This is a genomic window from Actinoallomurus acanthiterrae, assembly GCF_054775715.1.
The window spans coordinates 822,406-844,586 of the sequence record NZ_BAAHCO010000001.1; the positions used below are offsets into that span (position 1 = coordinate 822,406).

A 22,181-nucleotide genomic window follows, 5' to 3' on the forward strand; every position below is an offset into this window, starting at 1 on the left:
GGCATGCTCCGCGCCCCGTCCCGGCCACGACTGAAGACCGAAGTAATGATCGACCGGGGGGTACGCCTGTTCGGCCGCCGACGCGGGAAATCCTCGACCCCCTCGACTTTATCCCACGAGAGACATCCTGCGACGTGCCCAGCGTCTCGGAACGAGGCGATGGGACATCGATCCGCGGGATCGCCTTGATCGTGCGCCGGTGGGATATGGTCGGTGACAGCTGAGGAGTGTTCAACGCCGACAGTCGAGTCGATGTCACCCCGATGCCTCAACAACGTGGGCCGCTCACACGGGTCAAGACAGGGTCGGCGAGCATGACGCCTCACGCCACCGCAGGCTGTTCCGCCACGACGGTTCGGCCTCAGCGGTTCGGCCGCGGTGCCCGCAACCAAGAGAATCGACTCGCCCGCGATCCGGCTCTTTAGCCGTCATTCAGTCGAACCTCAGCACGACCACGCTCACTTCGGGCTCCCAACTAGGAGTCATTCACTTTTCGTGACGGCTGAGTCCGGCCATGTCACCTTGGATCGGAGATCCATCGATGTATGACGACACCGTACGCGTCAGGCTGGCAAGCCGCCGGCTGCCCGGCCATACCGTCATCGCGATACGTGGAGACCTCGACATCGCGACCACCGCGACCATCCGCGACGGCATCGTCACCATCGTGAAGGACACGACGACGCCACTGGTCATCGACCTGTCAGGCGTGTCCTTCTGCGACGCCTCCGGCCTGGCGATGCTCGTCGGCACACAACGTCGTGCGGGACTGCGGGGAGTCGCCCTCGCCGCGCCCTGCCCCATCGCACGCAAGCTGCTGCGCATCACCGGCCTGGACCGCGCCTTCGCCATCCATCCCACTCTCGCATCGGCGCAGGCGGGCTATGCGCACCTTGATCACATGGGCGTGGCATGATCGCTTGGCTCGGCCATTAGCCGCTCATGGCGGTAGAGCTTGCTCTGAACCACCGGGAGCATGTGGATGGCATCGGTCCGTAATGATCTCCATCGGGGTGGCGGCTCCGATCCGTACGTGAGGTCGTCTCCGGGGAACGGTGTCTCTGGTGCTGATCGGTTCACACATGAATTCGGGGGAGGGCCAGTGTCGTTCACGTCTAGGCCGAGAACAACGGCCGAGCTGCTGAGAGAGCTCGAGCCGGTCGTTGCGGCAGAGCTCGATCGTCACCTGTCCACGGCCAAGGAATGGTTCCCGCACCAGTACGTGCCGTGGAGCCAGGGCCGCGACTTCGACGGCCCGTTCAACGGTGAAGCATGGTCGCCCGAGGACACCAACATCTCGCCCGCGGCGAGAGAGGCACTGATCGTTAACCTCCTCACCGAGGACAACCTGCCCGGTTACCACCGGGAGATCGCGACCATCTTCGGCCGGGACGGCGCGTGGGGGACCTGGGTCGATCGCTGGACGGCCGAGGAGAACCGGCATGGCATCGTCATCCGTGACTACCTCACCGTCACCCGGGCCGTCGACCCGATCGCGCTCGAACGCGCGCGCATGCGGCACATGGAAGGCGGCTACCAGGCCGACCACGGCGACAAGATGCTCCACGGCCTCGCCTACGTCTCCTTCCAGGAGCTGGCGACGCGCATCTCCCACCGCAACACCGGACGGGCCTCAGGCGATCCGGCGTGCGAGCGCCTCCTGGCGCGGGTGGCCGCCGACGAGAACCTGCACATGATCTTCTACCGCAATCTGCTCGCGGCGGCCTTCGGACTGTCACCCGACGAGACGATGCGTGCCGTCACCGATGTCGTGACGAACTTCCAGATGCCCGGCCACACCATCGACGGATTCCTTCGCAAGTCGGTCGCCATCGCAGGCGCCGGCATCTACGACCTGCGGGTCCACCTCGATGACGTGCTGTCCCCGGTCCTGCGGAAGTGGCGGGTCTTCGACCTCGAAGGTCTGAACGCCGACGGGGACAAAGCCCGCCAGGAACTGTCCGAGTTCCTGGAAGGACTCGAGACGGCGGCGATCCGATTCACCGAACGCCGCGCCGAACGCCAGGCCCGGGCGACCACGGCGGACGCTGATAGGCGTTGATGCTCACCGCGACGGTGACGGAAGGAGGAGGTCGACCCGAGCGAGCGGCATATTCAGCGCGACGGACAGGGCACGCAGTTCATCGCGTTCCTCCGAGGTTATTCCGGGGCCGAGGCGGTTCAGGACCGTGATCAGCTGGTCAACGGCCTGTTCCCACCGACCGGTCGCTGCCGATCCGGTGATCTGCCGGAGCGTGGCGGTAGGAAGCCGGTCGGCGTATCGGCGGGGAAGGCCACGCATCACGTCCGCCAGCTCTCGGCGCTGTCCCGGCGTCTCCGGCGTGCTTTCGATCTGGTAGCGCCAACGTCGAGTCATCCGATCGCCGCCCTGGCGAACGAACCACGACACCACCGTCCGGACAGCCGACATGTGCTCCTCCGCGAGCCGTCAGGAGGGGCATCCGGCGGCCCGTCTCTTCCCACGCTATCCCGGAGTGTCCCGGCGAACGCCTGCTCCGCGACTCGGCGCGACCTTCCGCTGGGAAAGGCGATAGGCCGCGAGTGCGGCCACACCGCACTCGGTGGCCTACTGCCCGCCATCCGCGTCCCCAACCTCACGAGACAGAACAGCTAAGGAGAAGGAGGCGGCCTGGACGGCAGGCCCGCTACGTCATACAGGCGGCACAGCAGATCATCGGTGCGACCGGCCCACGGTGAACTCGAGCACCAACCCCAAGGCCGGCCCGATGACGACCCGATGACGACCCGATGAGTAGGCCGGCGATCAGCCCGGACACGACTCCGGCCGGCAGGAACACCGTCAGCCCGACGACCAGGCTCACGATCACCCCGGCGATCGGCCCGGCTGGCAGGCCGAGGAGGAGCCCGATGATCAGCCACGGCACAGCCGCACCTACATCCTTGGGTGGTGACCGGTCAGGCTTGCGCCGGCCGCTGGCCTGGCCGGTCAGAACTGGACGCCTCGATCCCCCCGTACCGCCGGAAGGAGGCGGGCGGCCACGACGAGGGAGAAGTTCACCAGCAACATGTGCGGCTCGTTGCTGCCCTGCTCGGCGACCCGTATCCGGGCCACCATCCCTTCTTGCATCCAGGACGCCACCTCGTCCTCGGTGGGCGGTTCGTCGACGAGAAGCAGCTTCCAGTCGGTCGTGTGACCGGCCACGCGAAGGTGGAGTTCGCCCCTTGGCTCACTGTCGCTCACGGTCGTCCCTCCCCGGCGTTCCTGATCACCCTCCCGCCGCGCCGCGCCGGCGCCGTCCGGCAGCCGTCGATCTCCTTCGCCACCGGGGTTCACGCGACGGCGGGGCCATGGGCGCCCACCCGGCCGGGCACGGCCTGGGCGAGGGTCGAGTGGATCGGAAAGACCCGGTCGAGGCCCGTGATGCGCAGCAGTTTGCGCACGTTGGGACGCGGTCCGGCCAGGGCGACAGCGCACCCGTGCGCGTCCGCCCGTCGTCGTACGGCGAGGAGCATCGTCAGTCCTGAGGCGTCGCAGAACGAGACGCGGGACAGGTCGATGATCACCGGCAGGGTCGTGTCGTCCAGGACGGCGGCGATCCGGTCGCATAGAACGGCGGTGGTCGCGATGTCCAGTTCGCCGGAGATCGTCAGGATGGTATGGCCGCGTGTCGTGCGGCCGAACAGGTCGGCTCGGGTGGTGTTGTGGTCCATCGGTGGTCTCCGAATCGAAGGCCGGGTGCGGCCGGACGGACCGGTCGGGCTCGAGTGAAAACTGTGGTGGATGTGTCGTCCGCGTGGTCAGGACGCGGGTCGCGCCGCGAGCCGAGCCCGGCAGGTAAGGGCGACATCGGGCCGTAGAGCCGAAACGATCGGTGAGGCGTGTCGCCCCTCGACGATCATCGCGTGGACGTGCTGCGGCGTCATGTTCGCCGACCTGTCTTGGCCTGCTGTTAAGAGGCCGAAGTAGTGAGGTGCCGGGGACGGTGCCAACTTGGTTGTGAGCGCACGAAGAGTCCTCGACTGACATCGACTCTACCCCACCGAGGTGGCCCTGTCCTCGCGAGCCCGCTGCGGAGCCTCGGAGGGCGGTCCTGTGAGACCGTACGGTGTCGGCCGGAGTCCGGTCATCCGGCGTCCGCCACACGGCGCAGGGGCGCGCCGACCGCGTGCAGGTGACGGAGAACCTGGCCATAGGACCCGAGAATGCCGCTCTCGTGGTAGGTCAGGCCGTGGTGCCCGCAGTGGGCACGGACGAGTTCTTGTGCCCGGCGGAGGCTGGGCCTGGGCATGCTGGGGAACAGGTGGTGCTCGATCTGGTAGTTCAGCCCGCCCAGGACGAAGTCGGCGAACCGGCCGCCTCGGATGTTCCGCGAGGTGAGGACCTGGCGACGTAGGTAGTCGAGCTTGTCGGCCTCGCGCACTGTCGGCATACCCTTGTGGTTCGGCGCGAACGTACATCCCATGTAGAAACCGAACACACACTGGTGGACGGCGACGAAGACCAGTGCCTGCAACGGGGTGAGCACGATCAGGAGGGCGGTGAGGTAACCGGTCAGGTGTACCCCCAGCAACAGCGCTTCCGCCGACTTGGACCTGGTTCTGCCCATGCCGTCACCGAACAGGGCCCGCACGCTCGCGATGTGGAGGTTGACTCCTTCGAGCAGGAGCATGGGGAAGAACAGGTACGCCTGGTGGCGAGCCAGCGTCCGGGCCGTCCACCCGCGCCGTGCCAGCACCTGACCGGCGGTGAAGGCGATCGCGCCGCTCGCGACGTCCGGATCCCGGTCCTCGTGGTTGGGATTGGCGTGATGACGGTTGTGCTTGGCCACCCACCAGCCGTAGCTCAGCCCGATCAGCAGGTTCCCGTGGAGCACCCCGATCAGGTCGTTGACGCGCCGCGAGCCGGCGATCTGGCGATGACCGGCGTCGTGCCCGACGAACGCGATTTGGGTGAAGACGATCCCGAGGTACGCGGCGACGAACATCTGCCACCACGAATGCCGCAGGAGCACGAACACCGCACCGGCGACCCCGAGCATCCCCAGGTTGATCGCGATCTTCATCGAGTAGTAGCCGGGCCGGCGTTCCAGCATCCCGGTCTGCCTGACCTGCTGGGCCAGTACGGCATAGTCGCTGCCGCGGGCGGCGTTCTCCTCGCCGTCGGCACTGGGCGATCGCAGGGCATTGAACGTCATCGACACTCCTTTGAGGATGCAGGTGCAGGACCGCAGTGCCATCACGCGCTGCTGCGACCATCCGCCGCCGAAGGCCGACCTCAACTCCGGGAGAACGAACACTCCGGAGGCCGGAGTCGGCGTGACACGTCGCCGGGCCTCGACCGCCGCCAACGAGGACAACGCGACACCACATCCCTGAGTTCCCCACCCGGATTCGCTCGATGCGGGAAAGAGCTTTGCCAAGAGCGAATACTCCGTGTGATAGCGTTTTTGGTAGTTGCAGTTGTGGTTCCTTAAATCTTGGTGCGCCTGCAGGCTCTGACCTACAGGCGCATTTTTGTTTTTGCCGGGCTTATCCCGGCTTGGGGTCATTGCAGCGACGGGAGCCCGTAAGGAACGAGCTCCCTTATCACCCCAGGAAGAAGAAGATCATGCCCACAGGCACCGTGAAGTGGTTCAACGCATCGAAGGGCTTTGGTTTCATCGAGCCCGACGACGGCGGCGCCGACGTTTTCGCCCACCAGTCGAACATCGCGACGCAGGGCTACCGCGAGCTCCAGGAGGGGCAGAAGGTCAAGTTCGATATCACACAGGGCCAGAAAGGCCCTCAGGCGGAGAACATCGTCCCCGCCTGATATCCATCCGCGAGCGACCGAGTCCGTACCCCGCAGGTACGGGCCCGGTCACTGCCGTGGACGCTCCTGATCGTCGGGAGTCTGGCGAGCCTGGCTGCCAATGTCGAGGTCGCCGAGCCCACGGTGGTCGGCAGGGTGATCGCCGCCTGGCCCTCGTTCGCCTTCGTCGGTGCCTATCACCTTCTCCAGGACCAGCTACGGATGCGCCTGTTGGATCCGGCCGGACAAGCCGACTCCGAGGCAGGAGATGCGGGGCCGGAACCTGTGGCGGGCGAGTCCCGAGGGCTCGTCCCAACTTCAGTCTGTAGCGGGTTATGGCGCTCGTGGAGGACCTTGATTGCCCGGCATGACGGTGCCCTCATGTCATCTTGACGACGACCTTGCCGGCCTTCGTGTGCCCTGCCTCGAGGTACTCCAGTGCTTCTCGAGCCGACTCGAACGGGAAGACGGTGTCGACGACGGGTCGGATTTTGCCGGCATCGATGAGAGGGGTGAGCTCGCGCAACTGGTCCCCGCTGGCCTTCATGAACAGGAAGGAGTACGTGACGTTGCGGCGCTGGGCGCGTCGTCGGGTCTGGAAACTCAGTGCGGACATCACCAGTCGGATGATCGGACTCGCTCCCAGTTCCCTGGCGAAAGCGGCGTCGGGAGGGCCCGCGACACTGACGACCTTTCCGCCGGGCTTGAGCACCTGTAGGGACTTCTTGAGCGTCTCGCCGCCGAGCGAGTCCAGGACGACGTCGTAGTCGTGCAGGACCGTCTCGAACGCCTGCTTCTTGTAGTCGACGACGACGTCCGCGCCCAGGTTCTTCACCAGGTCGATGTTGGCCGTGCTCGTGGTCGTGGCCACGCTCGCACCCAGATGCTTCGCCAACTGGATGGCGATGGTGCCCAGGCCGCCGGAGCCCGCATGGATGAGGACCTTCTGGCCCGGCTGAACGCGTGCCCGCTCGACCAGCACCTGCCACGCGGTCAGGGCGACCAGGGGAAGGGACGCGGCCTCCTCCATGGTCAGCGTGGCCGGCTTGATCGCCACGTCGTCCTGGTGCACCGCGATGAGTTCGGCGAACGTGCCGATTCGGTCCTTGTCGGGCCGCGCATAGACCTCATCGCCCACCGCGAATCGCGTAACGGCCGCACCCACTTCGACCACCACTCCGGCCAGGTCGTTGCCCAGGATGAATGGGACTCGGTAGGGCAGGATCGGCTTCATCTCCCCGTCCCGGATCATGCGGTCGAGCGGGTTGATGCTCGCGGCATGGATCCGGACCAGCACGTCGTCCGTACCCACCTCAGGGTCCGGCACGTCGCCGGCACGCACGCCGGCCTTGTCGCCGTAGCGTTCTACCGTGAAGGCCCTCATCGTCGTCTCCATATCTCGTCCGCAAGCGGACGGGGGGCTGTTCATCCCGGGCTTCCCCGGGTAGCGGGCACTGATTCGGCGGTACGCAATTTCTTGCGTAATGGGTGTTCATGGGAGGCAGGGCTCTTGGCCCTGGCTGTCGGCGGAGGGCTGAGTGCACTCGGTGAGCGCGTATGGGACGCGCCGGGTGCAGTGCCCGACGTTTACCTCCGCCGGTAGAACCTTCCGGGGCGGCCTGTCTCGCGTCATGGATGCCGACGCCAGCCGGTATGGCGTGCGCAGGCACAGGCCCATTAGATTACGTTCGTAATATTAAACGGCCGGTCGGCGGATCGCAAGTAGGCCTGTTCCGCTCAGGGGGCGTCGCACCCGTGGCAGACGCGGGACTGATCAGTGAGGCCCGGCCGTCGGCCGAGCTGTAGCCGTCGAAGCCTCGCGAAGTGCCCAGGCGTAATGGGTGACCTGCGGTGCGGACAGGCGCGTTCTGTAGGTGCGTCAGTTCGAGGTCCTGGCGTGCTCATGCTCGACGCCCAGCAGTGCGAGGGCGTTGTGGATGCCCTGCTCGAGGAGTTCATCGGCGAGTTGCCGGTCGGCGAGGGCTCGGGACAGCTGCAGCGTCCCGGCCATCATGGCGTAAGCGCTGAGCGTCTTGGTGCGGACCGAGAGCGGATCGCCGGGTGCCAGGCGGGCGGCGATGCCGTCGATGACCATCAGTACGCCGTCGGTGTAGGCCTGCTTGGTGGGGTCTGTGCAGCGCCCGATTTCGTCGAGCAGGGCGGCGGAGGGGCAGCCGTCGTCGGGGCTGTCGCGGTGCTGGGTGGACAGGTACCACCGCACGATCTGTTCGAGCCCAGCGCGACCGGGTGCCGCCTGTCCGACGACGTTCGCATTCTGCGCGTGCAACTGGTCGGCGACCGCTGTGGCGACGAGCTCGTCCTTGGATGTGAAGTGGGTGTAGAAGGCGCCGTTGGTCAGCCCCGCATCCTTCATGAGCGTCGAGACGCTCGAGCCGTCGATGCCGTCCCGCTTGAACCGGCGGCCGGCGGTCTCGATGATCCGCTTCTTGGTCGCCTGCTTGTGCTCTTTCCCGTACCGCACCACATGCTCCTTCGTCCGCCGGGAGAGCCGCTCGCCCTCGACCGACCCCCTGACCATATGATATTGCGAACATAATTCAATAATTCCAGGGTGCTGGCGACCGCTTGTCCGATGATGAGGTAGCCGTCGGCCCGGCCCCGCACCCACTTTCGCAGCGGGCCGTCTTGTTGTCGGCTCGGACTCTCTCCCGTGGCGTGTCACGGGCCTCCGTTCGTCCGGGGGCTCACTTGCGGTCCGCGGTCTCGGTACATAGTATTACGAACGTAATCCCATCGTCCCTTCGGAGGGCATCAGCCGCTCTGGCGCTCGACAGGGCGGCTGACAACGCCGGCGTCAGTGCATCAGGCGCTGGCGCGACAAGAACTCCGTCCCGCAGCCCAGCGCGTCTGCGACATCAACGTCTTCGGTGTCCTGCGCGAGCAGGCCCACGAGACCACACGCATCTGCCGACAGGAGAAGGACGTCATGAGTACGTATCTGGCAGACAAGGCCGAGGACCTCGCCGTCGAGGGTCCTTCCGCGCGGTTCACCTACCGGCGGATGGGTCCGCGGGGCGGCGTCCCGCTGGTCCTGCTGAACCGCTTTCGCGGGACCATCGACTGGTGGGACCCGGAGTTCCTGGACTACCTGGCCGCCGACCACGACGTGATCGTGTTCGACAACGTAGGCGTCGGCTACACCGACGGCGAACCGCGCGACTCCCTCGAAGGGTTCGCCGAGGGAGCCATCGAGTTCATCGAGGCACTCGGCCTCGCGCAGGCCGACCTGCTCGGCTGGTCCCTGGGCGGCATCGTGGCCCAGCGCGTGGCTCTGCGACGCCCCGAGCTGGTGCGCAAGCTCGTCGTGGCGGGGAGCGGTCCGGCCGGCTGGGTGCCCGGAGCTCCGGAGTTCAGTGAGAAGGTCCTGGGCATCATGGCCAAGCCCGATGCCGACCTGGAGGACATGCTGTACCTGTTCTACCCCGAGACGGAGGCGGCCCGCGCCTCTGGGCGCGAGCACTTCGGCCATGTCTCGACTCGGCTCGCCGCCGGCGGCCCCGCGGTCTCCGAGGAGGCGGCGCAGGGCATGCTCGCCGCGGCGGGCCAGCTCCTCGCGGCCCCCTTCGACGAGGTGCGGGCGGAACTGGAGGCCATCAAGCACCCCGTCCTCTACGCCAACGGCCTGAACGACGTGATGATCCCCGCCCACAACTCTTACGTCGCGGTGCAGCACCTCGACAACGCCACCCTTGTCCTCTACAGCGGCGCTGGCCACGCCTTCCTCTTTCAGTACGCCAGGGCTTTCGCCAAGCAGGTGGCCGACTTCCTCGCCGCCTGACCGCGCCGACCGCACCGCCGACCCCGAACGATGCAGTGGTGGCGGCCGGTGGCCCATCGGGGCCGGTGCCGCCTCGCGGTCGTGTGAGGCGGCGCCTGTCCCGATTGTCGAGCGTCACCACCACCCGGCCTGGCAGTCGGTGTGTTCGGCGGCTCATCTCGTTCGGCTCGCCCTTGTGCCCGCATAGAATTACGGTCATACTTTAATCGTCGACGTAATGCTGAGGGGCTCGACCGCACACGGTTTCGACTCCCACGGCCGTTGACCGCCGACTCCGCAGACTGCAGCCGCAGCCGGGACACAGGTAACCTCCGCGCCCTCCCCTGCATCAAGGAGGGCCGCGCGTTCGCAGAAACCCCCACGCCGAAGGGCACGACCATGAATGATTCACAAGAAGGCGACGTGGTGACGTCGTACAGGAACGCACCGACCCGCACCATCACCGCGGGGGGAGTCACCTTCGCCTACCGCGAGCTCGGTCCCAGGTCCGGCGTCCCGGTGGTCTTTCTCAACCACCTCGCCGGGGCTCTCGACAACTGGGATCCCCGGGTCGTCGACGGCATCGCCGCCAAGCGCCGGGTCATCACGTTCGACAACAGGGGCGTCGGCGCTTCCACCGGCTCGACGTCGCGCACCATCCAGGCGATGGCGAAGGATGCCGTCACCTTCATCCGGGCGCTCGGCCTCGAGCGCGTCGATCTCCATGGCTTCTCGATGGGCGGCATGATCGCACAGGTGATCGTGCAGGACGAACCACAACTCGTCCGCAAGCTGATCCTCTCGGGCACCGGTCCCGCGGGTGGCGAGGGCATCAAGGACGTGACCCGGTTGTCTCATCTCGACACGGTCCGAGGCCTGCTCACTCTTCAGGACCCGAAGCAGTTCCTCTTCTTCACCCGCACCGCCAACGGGCGTCGGGCAGGGAAGGAGTTCCTGGCCCGTCTGAAGGAGCGCACTCACGACCGGGACAAGGCGATCTCTCTCAAGTCGTACGGTGCCCAGCTCAAGGCCATTCACCGCTGGGGGCTGGAGCAGCCCCACGATCTCTCCGTCATCCACCAGCCTGTGCTCGTCGCAAACGGTGAGAGCGACCGGATGGTTCCGTCGAAGAACTCGGCCGACCTGGCGCGGCGTTTGCCGAACGGCGAGTTGGTGATCTACCCCGACGCCGGCCACGGCGGCATCTTCCAGTTCCACCAGCAGTTCGTGGAGACGGCTCTCAAGTTCCTCGAACGGTAGTAGGGCGGCCGCGGAGGCAGGCGGCCACCTGCCGCGGATCGACCGTAACGTCAGCGCATGAATGTGAGGGCGTTCTCAATTCCCTGTTCAAGGACCTCGTCGGCGAACTTCCGGTCGGAGAGGGCGCGGGACAGTTGCAACGTCCCCACCATCATGGTGAAGAGCCCGATGGCCTTACCGCGAGCGGACTGCGGATCCTCAGGTGCCAGGCGGGCGGCGATCTCTTCCACGATGTCCCGCGCGCCGTCGGTGTAGGCCTGCTTGGTCGCGTCGCCGCAGCGGCCGATCTCGTCGAGCAGGGCGGCGGAGGGGCATCCGACGCCGCGATCGTCCCGGTGCTCAGGTGACAGATAGTCGCGAACGAGGTCCTCGAGTCCCAGGCGGCCGGGCCGCAGAGTGCCGTACCTCGCGATCTGCGTGCGCAGTTCGTCGGCGACGACATTGGCGACGAGGTCGTCCTTGGAGGCGAAGTGAGCGTAGAAGGCTCCGTTGGTGAGCCCGGCATCCGACATCAGCGTGGAGACGCCCGAGCCGTCTATGCCGTCCTGCTTGAACCGATGGCCGGCCTTCTCGATGATCCGTTGCCGCGTCACCTGCTTGTGCTCCTTGGCGTAGCGCACCACAAGCTTCCTCCATTCGCTCCGTAGGCCATTGCCTCGCACCCAAAGCCTAATCTATGGTCTGATGCATATAATATTATGATCGACAGGCAATGGGGCGGGGTGAGGGCGGAGTGCTCCGCAGAGCACCCGACGACGCGGACCGGGGCGCCGCAGTCGGTGTGAACAACGTCCAGCACGGGTCCTTCGGGGCCGAGGGCGTACGTCTCGCCCCGCTGGCTCAGCGCCACGAGGACAGGCCACAGGTCCCAGCCCTTGCGGGTTAGCAGGGGCTAGCTTCACTTGAAAAGTCGGATGGGAAGGTGCTCGGCGGTGGGACGAACACGTACGTATAACTGGGAAGATCCCGCGATCCTGGCGGAAACAGCCGGACGCATGGCCGGTATCGACTTCCTGCGCGAGCTGCAGGCGGGGAAACTGCCGGGTCCGCCCATCAACTACACCATCGACTTCACCCTGGACGCGGTGGAGCCCGGCAGGGCGGTCTTCTCACTGACGCCGGGTGAGGAGCACTACAACCCGATCGGCAGCGTGCACGGCGGCATCTTCGCCACCCTGCTCGACTCGGCGGCGGGTTGCGCCGTCCAGTCCACCCTCCCGCAGGGCGTGGCGTACACCTCACTCGACCTGACGGTGAAGTTCCTGCGGCGGATCACCGTGGGCACGGGCACGGTGCGCGCCATCGGCACGGTCGTCAGCAGTGGCCGTCAAACCGCCCTCGCCCAGGCGCAGTTGGTCGACGCGACGGGCCGTCTGCTCGCTCACGCCACCAGTAGTTGCATGCTCTTCCCGGTGCCTTCCTCTCAAGGGTGACCCTCAACGCGCTCGCCCCCACCGTCGGCCAGGTCGTCAGTCAGCCGTTCACGGGGTGTGACCGGCGCGGCGGAGAACAGGGCGCAGGACCTCGATGACGCTGGGATCGTCCACCGTGGAGGGGATGGGTTCGTCGTGGCCGTCGGCGATGCCGCGCATCGTCTTGCGCAGGATCTTTCCCGAGCGGGTCTTGGGCAGGGCGGCCACAACCGTGACGTCCTTGAGGGAGGCGACGGCGCCGATGCGCTCGCGTACGAGCTGGACGAGTTCGGCCTCGACCTCGCTTGGTTCGCGGCTGATGCCGGCTTTCAGGACGACGAAGCCGCGCGGTACCTGCCCCTTCAGGGCGTCGGCGACGCCGATGACGGCGCATTCGGCGACGTCGGGATGGGCGGCCAGGGCCTCTTCCATGCTGCCGGTGGACAGGCGGTGTCCGGCGACGTTGATGACGTCGTCGGTGCGGCCCATGACGAAGACGTAGCCGTCGTCGTCGATGTGGCCGCTGTCGCCGGTGAGGTAGTAGCCGTCGAAGGCGGAGAGGTAGGAGGCGACGTAGCGGTCGTCGTCGTTCCAGAGGGTGGGGAGCGCGCCGGGTGGCAGTGGGAGTTTCACGACGATCGCGCCATCGACGCCCGTGGGCGCCAGCTCGCCCGATGCGTCGAGGACACGGACGTCCCAGCCCGGCAGCGGGCGAGTGGGGGACCCGGGCTTGAGGGGAGCGGCCTCGATGCCCACGGGGTTGGCGACGATGGGCCAGCCGGTCTCGGTCTGCCACCAGTGGTCGATCACCGGGACACCGAGGAGGGCACTCGCCCAGTGGTAGGTCTCAGGGTCGAGGCGCTCGCCGGCGAGGAAGAGGTAACGCAGACGGGAGAGGTCGTAGTCCGCGCTGAGGGCGCCCTTCGGGTCCTCCTTGCGGATGGCGCGGAAGGCGGTAGGTGCCGTGAACATGGTCTTGACACCGTACTCGGCGGCGACGCGCCAGAACTGGCCCGCGTCCGGGGTGCCGACCGGCTTGCCCTCGTACAGGACCGTCGTGGCGCCGACCAGCAGGGGCGCATAGACGATGTACGAGTGCCCGACGACCCAGCCGACGTCGGAGCCGGTGAACATCGTCTCGCCCGGGCCCACGTCGTAGACGGCCCCCATCGACCAGTGCAGGGCGACCGCGTAGCCGCCGCAGTCACGCACGACTCCCTTGGGTTTCCCGGTCGTTCCGGACGTGTAGAGGACGTACAGGGGATCGTTCGCGGGGACGGGAACGCAGTCGGCCGGCGATGCGGCGGCGACCAGGCCTGCCCAGTCGAGAGCGTCGGGCCCCAACACGGCCCGTTCCTGCGGGCGTTGCAGGATCACACTCTTTGCCGGCTTGTGGACCGCGAGTTCGATCGCCCGGTCGAGCAGCGGCTTGTACGCGATGACACGCTTGCCTTCGATGCCGCAGGAGGCGGAGACGACCACCTTGGGGGCGGCGTCGTCGAGGCGGAGGGCGAGTTCGTGCGGGGCGAACCCGCCGAAGACGACCGAGTGGACCGCGCCGATTCGTGCGCAGGCCAGCATCGCGACAGCGGTCTCGGGGACCATCGGCATGTAGATCACCACCCGGTCGCCTCGCCCTACGCCGAGCTGCGCGAGTGCACCGGCGAAGGCCGCCACCTCGTCCCTCATCTGCGCGTAGGTATAGGTGCGCCGCGCGCCGGTCACAGGTGAGTCGTAGACGAGCGCGGGCTGTTCGCCGCGGCCGGCTTCAACGTGCCGGTCGACCGCGTTGAAACAGACGTTGAGCCGCCCGTCGGGAAACCAGCGGTAGAAGGGTTTGCCCGAGGCGTCCAGGGCGCGTTGCGGAGTGACATCCCAGTCGATGCCCTCTGCCGCCTTCAGCCAGAAGCTCTCCGGGTCTTCGGTACTGGCGCGGAAGACTTCCTCGTACATTCCCATCGCGCACTCCTTTGTCGCGTCGGGGCCGGCCTGCGGCGGCGTACAGAGCGGTGTAGGACACGAATACCGCATGGCCGAGCCGTTCTTCCGCTCACGCGCCGAGATGGCGACGGAGCCACGCACCCATCTGCTGGATCGCGTGGTCCACCTCGGGTACGCGCCCCGCGCCCAGGACGAACGAATGCTGTCCCTCGGGCATCGGGTGGACCTCGGAGGTGACCTTGAAGTCCGCGAGTCGGCGGCCGAGCTGGGCGCCGTCGTCGGCGAGGGTCTCGTACTCGCCGTAGTGGACGCTCGTGGGCGGCAGGCCAGTCAGATCGGCGTTCACGAGGCTGATCCGAGGGTCGGCGAAGTCCAGGGTCGGATCCTGCAGCCAGGCTCCTCGGAAGAGTTCGAGCGTGCCCCTGCTGAGCATCTTGTCGGTTTCCTCGTTCTCGTCCACCGACGCGTTCTGGATGGTGAGGTCGGTCCACGGCGAGACGCTGACGATCGCGCCCGGGGTCGCCTCGCCCTTCGCGAGCAGCCGTAGCGGCAGCATGACCGCGAGGGTGCCGCCGATCGAGTGGCCCGTGCTGCCGATGTTCCGCGGCTCGTAGCCTTGCGAGAGCAGCCACCGGTAGGCCGTCTCGGCGTCGTCGAGCTGCGCCGGGTAGGGGTGTTCGGGCGCCAGGCGGAAGTCCACGACGAGGGAGCGGGCACCAGCCGCCTTCGCGATGTGGCCGGCGGCCTTGCGGTCCGAGTGCATCGAGGCGGTGACCGACCCGCCGAAGTGGAAGTGGAGAAGCGCTCGGTCGGGGTCGGCGCCCTCGGGGATGCACCAGATGCCGGGGACGCCGCCTGCGTCCACCTCGGCGTAGGTCACGCCTTCCGGCTCGGTCGAAGCCCGATGGTTCGTCTCGACGATGTCGCGGACGATGGCCAGGTCGAGGCCCGGTGTCGACGACTTCGCGCTCACGCTTTCGAGGAACTGCGCGAACTGCCGTGCCTCTGGGCTTACTCCCATGGTGATACTCCTTCGCAGGTCAGTGCCACGCCCGCTTCTCGTGCGCAGCCATGTCGATGTGTTGTCAGGACGCTAGATCGCGACCGGGGCGCCGGCCGGTGCCTCGCCCGCGGCAGGGCCGGGCAGCCGGGCCATCGGCCTTGCGTTGCCAGGGCATTAGGAACGCCAGGGCCGCCGCCAGGGCGACCGCACCCGCCCCGACCCAGAGCGCCGGGACCAGCCCGTCCACGAACAGCGAGGTGGACCCGTAGCCGCCCTGGGCGGAGAAGACCGCCGCCAGCGACGCGACGCCGATGGCGCCGCCGACCTCGCGGATCGCGTTGTTGGCGCCGGAGGCGATGCCCTGCTCCTCCGGGCGGACCGTGCTCATGACGAGGTTCGCGCTGGGGGCGAAGAACATACCCATGCCGATTCCGCAGACGATCAGCGCCGGCAGCAGAGCGGTGTACGACACCTGCGGCTCGATGGCCAGCGCCCAGAGCCCGAGGCCCACCGCGTTCAGGGCCATGCCCACCGTGACGACCGGACCGCCGCCGATGCGGTCGGACAGTGCCCCAGCCAGCGGCCCGGCGATCATGGGCATGGCGGTCCAGGGCAGCATCCGCACGCCGGCTTCCATCGGCGAGTAGCCGCCGACGGTCTGCAGGTACTGGCTGAACAGGAAGATCGCCCCGAACATCCCCAGGAACATCAGCAGGCTGGCGGCGTTGATGGCACTGAAAGAGCGGTGGCGGAAGATACGCATCGGCAGCATCGGGTGCTCAGCGCGCAGTTCGTAGCGGACGAAGCCGACGAGCAGGGCCGCACCGGCGAAGAAACCGCCCAGAACCGGGGTGCTGGTCCAGCCGTCGGCGTTGCCGCGCACCACGGCGTAGATGATGCCGAACAGACCGCCGCTGACCAGGGCAGTGCCGGCAAGGTCGAGGATCGGATTCGGGGCGCGGCTCTCGCTCAGCCGCAACAGGGCCAGCGGAATCAGCGCCAGGCCGAGCGGTACGTTCACCCAGAAGATCCACTGCCAGGAGAGATGTTCGGTGAGCGTGCCGCCGATGAGCGGTCCGGTGGCGACGGCGATGCCGCTGGCCGCGCCCCAGATCCCGAAGGCCACGCCGCGCCGTTCGGAGGGGACGGCCGCCGACAGCAGGGTGAGCGTCAGCGGCGTCACGATCGCTGCCCCGGCGCCCTGCGCCGCACGGGCGGCGATCAGTCCATCCATCCCGGGGGCGAGTGCGGCCGCGGCCGAGGCAGCGGTGAAGATCGCGAGCCCGATGACGAACAGTCTTCGTCGGCCGAAACGGTCGCCGAGGGAGGCGGCGAACATGAGCAGGACCGCGAAGGCGAGGGTGTAGGCGCTCACCGTCCATTCGAGGTCTTCGAGGCGGCCGCCGAGGTCCTCGCGGATGGAGGGAAGGGCGGTGGTGACGATCAGGTTGTCGAGCGCGGTGATGAATCCGGCCATGCCGGTGATGACCACGGCCCAGACGGCGCTGCCGTGCCTAGCCGGTTGCTCGCGGTGCTGTTTCATGACGTTCCCCTGGCAGACGTGCTCGGCGATTGATCAATGGATGTGGATGCCGGGGCGCGAGGGCGCGGCGTGCGATACCGGGGATCGGAATCCACGGGCTGGGTGCGGATTCCGGGGCGGCTGACCCTCAGGGGAGCTGTGGGTAGAGCACTGAGACGCCTGCGGCCAGCGCGGCCTGCGCCTGGCGGGAGGCGTTGTCAGCGAGGATCTCGTAGGCACCGGTGGCGATGCCGTCGACGGCGATCCGGGCGATGTCGGCGGGGTCGGACTTGGCAGCGTCGACTGCCCGGGTCATGTCGGTGTCCATGTAGCCGACGTGCAGTCCGGCCACCCGGATCCCCTGGTCGGCGAGCTGCAAGCGCAGGGCATTGGTGAGCGACCACTCCGCGGACTTGGCGGCGCAGTAGGCGCCGATCTCCGGGAAGCTGACCCAGGACAGGCCGGACAGGATGTTCAGGATCGCTCCGCCGCCGTTGGCCGCGATCTGGGGCGCGAAGCCGCGGACCACCGAAAGGGTGCCGAAGTAGTGGGTGTCCATCTCCAGCCGGATGTCGTCCAGGTCGGCTGCGAGCAGGTTGGCGCCGGTGGCTGACCCGGCGTTGTTGATCAGAACGGTCACGTCGCCTGTGGCCTGGGCGGCGGCCGCGACGGAGGCGGGGTCGGTGATGTCGAGCGCGATCGGTTTGGCACCCGGCAGGTCGACCTGGTCGGGGTTGCGGGCGCCGGCGTAGACGGTGGCGCCGCGGCTGAGCAGTTCGGCGGCGAGTGCCCGGCCGAAGCCACGGTTGGCTCCGGTGACAAGGGCGGTGCTGGTGGAGAGGTTCATGGAGAACTCCTGGTGAAGTAGCAAAGACGCGCTGATCGGATCGATCGCGCCGCCGGTGTTGCCGGTCGGCCGTAGGGGTAGGTGATCGGGCCGGGGCCGGATGGGAAGGGAGACCAGGCCGGTGGTGGCGCGGCCTGTCCACGAGAGCTGTCGGCCGAGTCGTCGTCCGTGAGGACTCACCGTCATCAAATTATGATCGTAATATTAAGTATGTGAGTTAGTGATCGCAAGCGCTCTGCGCGGAGAGGGGGAGGGGCGCGCGGCCAACGCGCGAGGGCCGGTCGTGCGCACGGCGGGCCGCTCGCTCAGTCTGCTGAAGGCAGGCTCAGAGCTTGACGATCATCTTTCCGACGTTCTCGCCCCGCATCATCGCGAGGAAGGCGTCCAGGGTTTTGTCGAGGCCGTCCCTCACAGTTTCGCGGTAGTGGAGCTTGCCCTCGGCGAGCCAGCCGCCGACCTCGCGGACGAAGTCCGGTTGGAGGTCCAGCTCTTCGCTGAACATGAACGACAGGATGTGCGAACGGGTCACGGACAGGTTCCACAGGTTGCGCGGTCCTACGACCTTCTCGTTGTTGTACTGGGAGACCATCCCGCTCAGCACGATCCGTGCGTGCAGCTTGAGCGCGCCGATTGCCGCCTCCAGGTGTTCGCCCCCGACGTTGTCGAAGAAGACGTCGATGCCGTCGGGTGCCGCCTGCGCCAGTTGCTCGGCGACCGGTCCGTTCTTGTAGTTGAACGCCGCGTCGAAGCCGTACTCCTCGACCAGCAGTTTGACCTTCTCGTCCGAGCCCGCGCTGCCGATCACCCGGCCGGCGCCCTGCAACTTCGCGATTTGGCCGGCCTGGCTACCGACTGCGCCGGCCGCACCGGAGACGAAGACCGTGTCGCCCTCCTTGACCTTCGCGAACCGGGTCAGTCCGATGTACGCGGTGAGGCCGGTGACGCCGAGCACACCCAAGTAGGTGGTGAGCGGCGCGAGCTGTGGGTCCACCTTCTGGGCGGTGGCCGCGTCGAGGACCGCGTAGTCGCGCCAGCCGAGGACGTGCAGCACATGGTCGCCGGGCGCGAAGCCCTCGGCGTTGGAGGCCAGGACACGGCCGACCGCGGGGCCATCCATCGGCTCGCCCACCTCGTACGGCTCGATGTAGGACTTCTTGTCGCTCATCCGGCCGCGCATGTACGGGTCGACCGAGAGGTACTCGTTGGCGACCAGGAGCTGCCCCGGGCCGGGCGTGGGGATCTCCACCTCGCGCAGCGAGAAGTCGGACGGCACCGCGGCCCTGCGGGCGGGTCTCCAGGTGCCATGCGTGTGCGGTGGTGGGCAGGGTCTGCTCGGGCATGTGGATCAAGTCCTTTCGATGAGAACCATGCAGAACGGACCTGGCGGTGAAGGGAACGCGCAGCGAGCAGACAGGCCTGTTCGATGGAGGCCCGAGAACGCTGCCAGTGTCGTCGTCACGGACGCCTGGACACATTAGATTATGGTCGTAATATTAAGCATGTGGCTCGGGAGATGGCAAGCGGATCCTTGAGGCGAGTGAGGGAGCGCGTTGCGCGGCGCGGGAAGTAGCGCAAGCGGGCTTCGAGATCGACGATGCGCCTGTCGAGGAAAAGCGGCCGGCATCTACCGGGCGCCACCGCCAGCGTCACGGGCGCGGACTACCTGATCGACGGTGGGCAGCTCAAGGCCGTCTGAGTGCGCCCGACGCCGCAGTACGGGTACGGGACGAACCGGTAATCGGCCCCGTCCACACCATCGAAACCGTCCACCACCGCAAGGTCACAAACCAGCGCCTGGCCGCCGTCGGCGCGTCTACGGTGTGTCCTTCTCCGGGGACTTCCGCGCGAGTATCCAGATGGCGACCTGTGCACGGGAGCTGACGCCAAGTTTGGTCATGATGTGCTCGACGTGGGTCTCGGCGGTGCGCGGGGCGATGACGAGGGTGGCGGCGATCTGCTTGTTGCTCATCCCTTGGGCGACCAGTTCAGCGACCTCCCGCTCTCGCGCGGTCAGCGGCGAGGACGCCGTCACGGCCGCCGGGATGTCCGGTCCGCCGTCTGCCTGAGCGCCGACTGCTTGGGCGATGGCCTGCCCCACTGTCAACTGGCGGCCTTGCCGCATCGCACGGGTGAATGCCTGCTCTCCCAGGCTGTTCTTCAAAGCCGTGACGCACTGATGATGACGGCGCGGGAGCAGTACAAAGGGGGTGATACCGGCGGAGCGGCCGATGGCCTCGGCGGCTCCCAGCATCTGGGCCGCGTCTTCGCGGTGGCCCTTGGCGGCGAGGGCCAAGGCCAGGACCTCGATCGCCGATGTCATGTTCTGCCGGTCGTTGAGAGCGTGGCCGACCAGCAGACTCTCCCGCGCCGCATGGATGGCGCGTTCGTCGTCGCCGTGATTCCACATGTGGAAAGCGAAGGATATGAGTGCCCAGGCGCGGCACCAGCTGTCGCCGGCGCGATGGGTGAGCGTGAGGGCGCGCTCGAACAGCTCCTTGGCCCGCGTCTCCTGGCCCAGGCAGCCGAGGACCGCTGCGAACACGGGCAGGGTGAGCACGACGCCGAATTCGTCGCCCACGGCGGTGTACTGTGCCACGGCCTGCTCCAGCAGAGGCGCCGCTTGTGCGTGGTCGTTCTGCCAGTGGGCACCGAACCCGCAGACCATGTGTATCTGGGCCGTCCAGGGCGGGTCGTCCAGCCGGTCGGCCAGTGCCCGGGCTTCGGCGATCAGCGGCCGGCCCGCCGCAAAGTCGCCAAGGAGGTACGCCAGCAAGGCGTCGGCGCATAGCGCTCGCCCGCGGGTGACGGTGGGCTCGGGGTTCGCGTGCAGCATCCGGTCCAGCCAGTGGCGGCCCTCGTTGTAGAACGCGTTGGCCAGCCAGTGCGGCCGGTGCAGGTCGGTGGCCATGCGCAGCCCGATCTCGGCCTGGCCGGGCTCGGTCAGGCAGAAGTCCATGGCGGCGCGCAGGTGGGCGTGTGCCAGCCGGAGCCGCGTGAACCAGGCCGCCTGCTCGGCCCCGTACCATTCCGCGGCCGCCTGCTCCGTCAGGTGGGCGTACCAGCCGCGGTGGCGGCGCAGGAGTGACCGCCGTTCGGGTTCGGTCAGGTGCATCTGGCCGAACTCGCGGATGGTCTCCAGCATGCGGTAGCGGACCTGGCCGGCGTGGTCCTCGCGCAGCAGTAGCGATTTGTCCAGCAGTGCGTCGATCAGGTCGATCACGTCTTCCTGCTCGATGCCGTCGCCGGCGCAGACGGCCTCCACGGCCTGGAGATCGACGTGCCCTGGGAAGATCGACATACGGCTCCACAGCGCCTGCTCGGCGGGTGACAGCAGCTGGAAGCTCCAGTCGATCAGGGCGTGCAACGTCTGGTGTCGTGGCACGGCAGCTCGATGTTCGCCGGTCAGCAGGCGGTAGCGCCGGTTGAGGCGCTCGGCGAGCCGGCCCACCGACAGGGTCCGTAGCTGCACTGCGGCCAGCTCGATCGCAAGCGGGATCCCGTCCAGCTCACGGCACAACCGGGCGACATCGCGCTGATTGTCCTCATCCACGCAGAAACCGGGCGTCACGGTGGTGGCGCGATCCACCAGCAGGGTGACCGCGTCGAACAACTGCAGCTCCCTGGGGGTCAGCGCTTGATCGGGTTCGGGAATGGGCAGCGGCGCGACACTCAGCTGTCGTTCTCCGGCGATCCCGAGCGACTGTCGGCTGGTGGCCAGGATGCGCAGCGTGGGGACCGCGCGCAGGAGATGCCCGGCGAGCCCCGCGCAGGCGTCCAGCAGGTGCTCGCAGTTGTCCAGCACCAATAGCGTCCGCTTGGAAACCAGGAAGTCGACCAGCGACTGAAGGGGGCCGGCCCCTGAGCGGTCGTCGCGCAGGCCGATGGTCGCGGCCACGGTCTGAAGGACGAGCGCAGGGTCGGTGAGGCTGGTCAGGTCCACCAGCCAGACCGCGTCATGGGCGCGGTGCTGCTGGGCGGCCGCTCGCCGGACCAGCCGGGTCTTACCGACACCACCTACCCCGGTCAAGGTCACCAACCGGGAGACGGATTGCAGCCGCCTGATCTCCGCCAGCTCCCGCTTGCGGCCCACGAAACTGGTCAGATCAGCCGGAAGATTGCCGACCTGCCGCGTGAGTGCGGGACCAGCCACGCTGTCACGCTAGGACAGGCAAAGTCGCTGGTCAACGGATGCGGACTTCGTTCGATGGGTCCTACTCAGAGGCGGACGGCGCTGGCCTTCACCTCGGTCTCTGCGATCAGGTCCAGCTCATGGAGGCGCCGCAGCGCCCGGTACACGATCGTCCGCGAAGCCACAACACCCGGCCGTGTTCACCAGCGGGCCGGGTCAGTGACGCGATCGCGAACCCATGCGTCGGTCCCTCACTGACTAGGCCCAGGATCAGCCACTTGGCCAGCGACAACGCCGGTACGCCAGACCTGCCCACGCCCCAACCCTAAATGCCGTCCGTCTCCCGGGCGGACCCGAAGAACTCCTCGGTCAGATTGCCGACGAGAACGACGCCGCGCTGGCCGCCCGAAGGGTCTCTGTGGTGGTCACGGGAAGACTCGGTCAGTGAATGCCTGGCCTGGTTACCAAGTGGCGGACATCGGCCCGCCGTATTTGTGGTGATAATAGCCGACTGAA

General features: G+C 67.5%; 20 protein-coding genes. 7 read left to right on the plus strand and 13 right to left on the minus strand.

The window, feature by feature from the left end:
• The first annotated feature begins 541 nt into the window (after positions 1–541).
• The gene (locus tag ACYVF7_RS04060; RefSeq protein WP_460335034.1) at positions 542–916 is read left to right on the plus strand and encodes an STAS domain-containing protein; all 375 of its coding nucleotides are present in this window, start codon (positions 542–544) and stop codon (positions 914–916) included.
• Between the two features lie 186 nt (positions 917–1,102).
• The gene (locus tag ACYVF7_RS04065) at positions 1,103–2,062 is read left to right on the plus strand and encodes an acyl-ACP desaturase (protein WP_460335037.1); all 960 of its coding nucleotides are present in this window, start codon (positions 1,103–1,105) and stop codon (positions 2,060–2,062) included.
• A gap of 3 nt (positions 2,063–2,065) precedes the next feature.
• Here the strand turns inward: ACYVF7_RS04065 and ACYVF7_RS04070 are convergent, their stop codons facing one another.
• The 4 genes from ACYVF7_RS04070 to ACYVF7_RS04085 all read right to left on the minus strand — a co-directional run bounded on the left by ACYVF7_RS04070 (position 2,066) and on the right by ACYVF7_RS04085 (position 5,177).
• Complete coding sequence (locus ACYVF7_RS04070; RefSeq protein WP_460335040.1) at positions 2,066–2,377, minus strand: hypothetical protein; 312 nt, start codon at positions 2,375–2,377, stop codon at positions 2,066–2,068.
• A gap of 591 nt (positions 2,378–2,968) precedes the next feature.
• Complete coding sequence (locus ACYVF7_RS04075) at positions 2,969–3,223, minus strand: hypothetical protein (protein ID WP_460335042.1); 255 nt, start codon at positions 3,221–3,223, stop codon at positions 2,969–2,971.
• Between the two features lie 89 nt (positions 3,224–3,312).
• Positions 3,313–3,693, minus strand: coding sequence for an STAS domain-containing protein (locus ACYVF7_RS04080; RefSeq protein WP_460335044.1), 381 nt, complete (start codon positions 3,691–3,693; stop codon positions 3,313–3,315).
• 413 nt (positions 3,694–4,106) lie between these two features.
• Positions 4,107–5,177 carry a fatty acid desaturase family protein gene (locus ACYVF7_RS04085; RefSeq protein ID WP_460335047.1) on the minus strand — a complete coding sequence of 357 codons (1,071 nt, stop codon included), beginning with the start codon at positions 5,175–5,177 and terminating at the stop codon, positions 4,107–4,109.
• A 22-nt stretch (positions 5,178–5,199) separates the two neighbouring features.
• Here ACYVF7_RS04085 and ACYVF7_RS04090 point away from each other — a divergent pair, with 22 nt between their 5' ends.
• Together ACYVF7_RS04090 and ACYVF7_RS04095 are read left to right on the plus strand one after the other, a co-directional pair.
• Positions 5,200–5,358, plus strand: a complete 159-nt coding sequence (locus ACYVF7_RS04090) for a hypothetical protein (RefSeq protein ID WP_460335050.1) — start codon at positions 5,200–5,202, stop codon at positions 5,356–5,358.
• A gap of 232 nt (positions 5,359–5,590) precedes the next feature.
• Entirely contained in the window at positions 5,591–5,794 is a 204-nt protein-coding gene (locus ACYVF7_RS04095) for a cold-shock protein (RefSeq protein WP_460335053.1), read from the plus strand.
• 358 nt (positions 5,795–6,152) lie between these two features.
• Here ACYVF7_RS04095 and ACYVF7_RS04100 read toward each other — a convergent pair whose 3' ends face one another.
• Positions 6,153–7,157: an NADP-dependent oxidoreductase gene (locus tag ACYVF7_RS04100; protein WP_460335056.1), complete on the minus strand. Its 1,005-nt coding sequence runs from the start codon at positions 7,155–7,157 to the stop codon at positions 6,153–6,155.
• A 495-nt stretch (positions 7,158–7,652) separates the two neighbouring features.
• Positions 7,653–8,255, minus strand: a complete 603-nt coding sequence (locus ACYVF7_RS04105) for a TetR/AcrR family transcriptional regulator (protein WP_460335059.1) — start codon at positions 8,253–8,255, stop codon at positions 7,653–7,655.
• Positions 8,256–8,591: 336 nt separating this feature from the next.
• Between ACYVF7_RS04105 and ACYVF7_RS04110 the strand changes: the two genes are divergently transcribed.
• A complete protein-coding gene (locus tag ACYVF7_RS04110; protein WP_460335062.1) occupies positions 8,592–9,572 on the plus strand; it encodes an alpha/beta fold hydrolase in 981 nt (326 codons plus the stop codon).
• A gap of 261 nt (positions 9,573–9,833) precedes the next feature.
• Positions 9,834–10,811, plus strand: coding sequence for an alpha/beta fold hydrolase (locus tag ACYVF7_RS04115; protein ID WP_460335065.1), 978 nt, complete (start codon positions 9,834–9,836; stop codon positions 10,809–10,811).
• Positions 10,812–10,861: 50 nt separating this feature from the next.
• On the opposite strand, the gene ACYVF7_RS04120 is transcribed toward ACYVF7_RS04115, so the two are convergent.
• Positions 10,862–11,431, minus strand: coding sequence for a TetR/AcrR family transcriptional regulator (locus ACYVF7_RS04120; RefSeq protein ID WP_460335068.1), 570 nt, complete (start codon positions 11,429–11,431; stop codon positions 10,862–10,864).
• 312 nt (positions 11,432–11,743) lie between these two features.
• On the opposite strand from ACYVF7_RS04120, the gene ACYVF7_RS04125 reads away from it, so the two are divergent.
• Positions 11,744–12,244: a PaaI family thioesterase gene (locus tag ACYVF7_RS04125; RefSeq protein ID WP_460335071.1), complete on the plus strand. Its 501-nt coding sequence runs from the start codon at positions 11,744–11,746 to the stop codon at positions 12,242–12,244.
• A 48-nt stretch (positions 12,245–12,292) separates the two neighbouring features.
• Here the strand turns inward: ACYVF7_RS04125 and ACYVF7_RS04130 are convergent, their stop codons facing one another.
• From ACYVF7_RS04130 to ACYVF7_RS04155, 6 genes are all read right to left on the minus strand, one after another.
• Positions 12,293–14,182: a propionyl-CoA synthetase gene (locus tag ACYVF7_RS04130; RefSeq protein WP_460335074.1), complete on the minus strand. Its 1,890-nt coding sequence runs from the start codon at positions 14,180–14,182 to the stop codon at positions 12,293–12,295.
• A gap of 91 nt (positions 14,183–14,273) precedes the next feature.
• Positions 14,274–15,185, minus strand: coding sequence for an alpha/beta hydrolase (locus tag ACYVF7_RS04135; protein ID WP_460335077.1), 912 nt, complete (start codon positions 15,183–15,185; stop codon positions 14,274–14,276).
• A 64-nt stretch (positions 15,186–15,249) separates the two neighbouring features.
• Entirely contained in the window at positions 15,250–16,710 is a 1,461-nt protein-coding gene (locus ACYVF7_RS04140) for a DHA2 family efflux MFS transporter permease subunit (protein ID WP_460335079.1), read from the minus strand.
• 127 nt (positions 16,711–16,837) lie between these two features.
• Complete coding sequence (locus tag ACYVF7_RS04145; RefSeq protein WP_460335082.1) at positions 16,838–17,722, minus strand: SDR family oxidoreductase; 885 nt, start codon at positions 17,720–17,722, stop codon at positions 16,838–16,840.
• Positions 17,723–17,861: 139 nt separating this feature from the next.
• Positions 17,862–18,809, minus strand: coding sequence for an NADP-dependent oxidoreductase (locus ACYVF7_RS04150; RefSeq protein WP_460335085.1), 948 nt, complete (start codon positions 18,807–18,809; stop codon positions 17,862–17,864).
• 540 nt (positions 18,810–19,349) lie between these two features.
• A complete protein-coding gene (locus tag ACYVF7_RS04155; RefSeq protein WP_460335088.1) occupies positions 19,350–21,686 on the minus strand; it encodes an ATP-binding protein in 2,337 nt (778 codons plus the stop codon).
• Positions 21,687–22,181 lie beyond the last annotated feature (495 nt).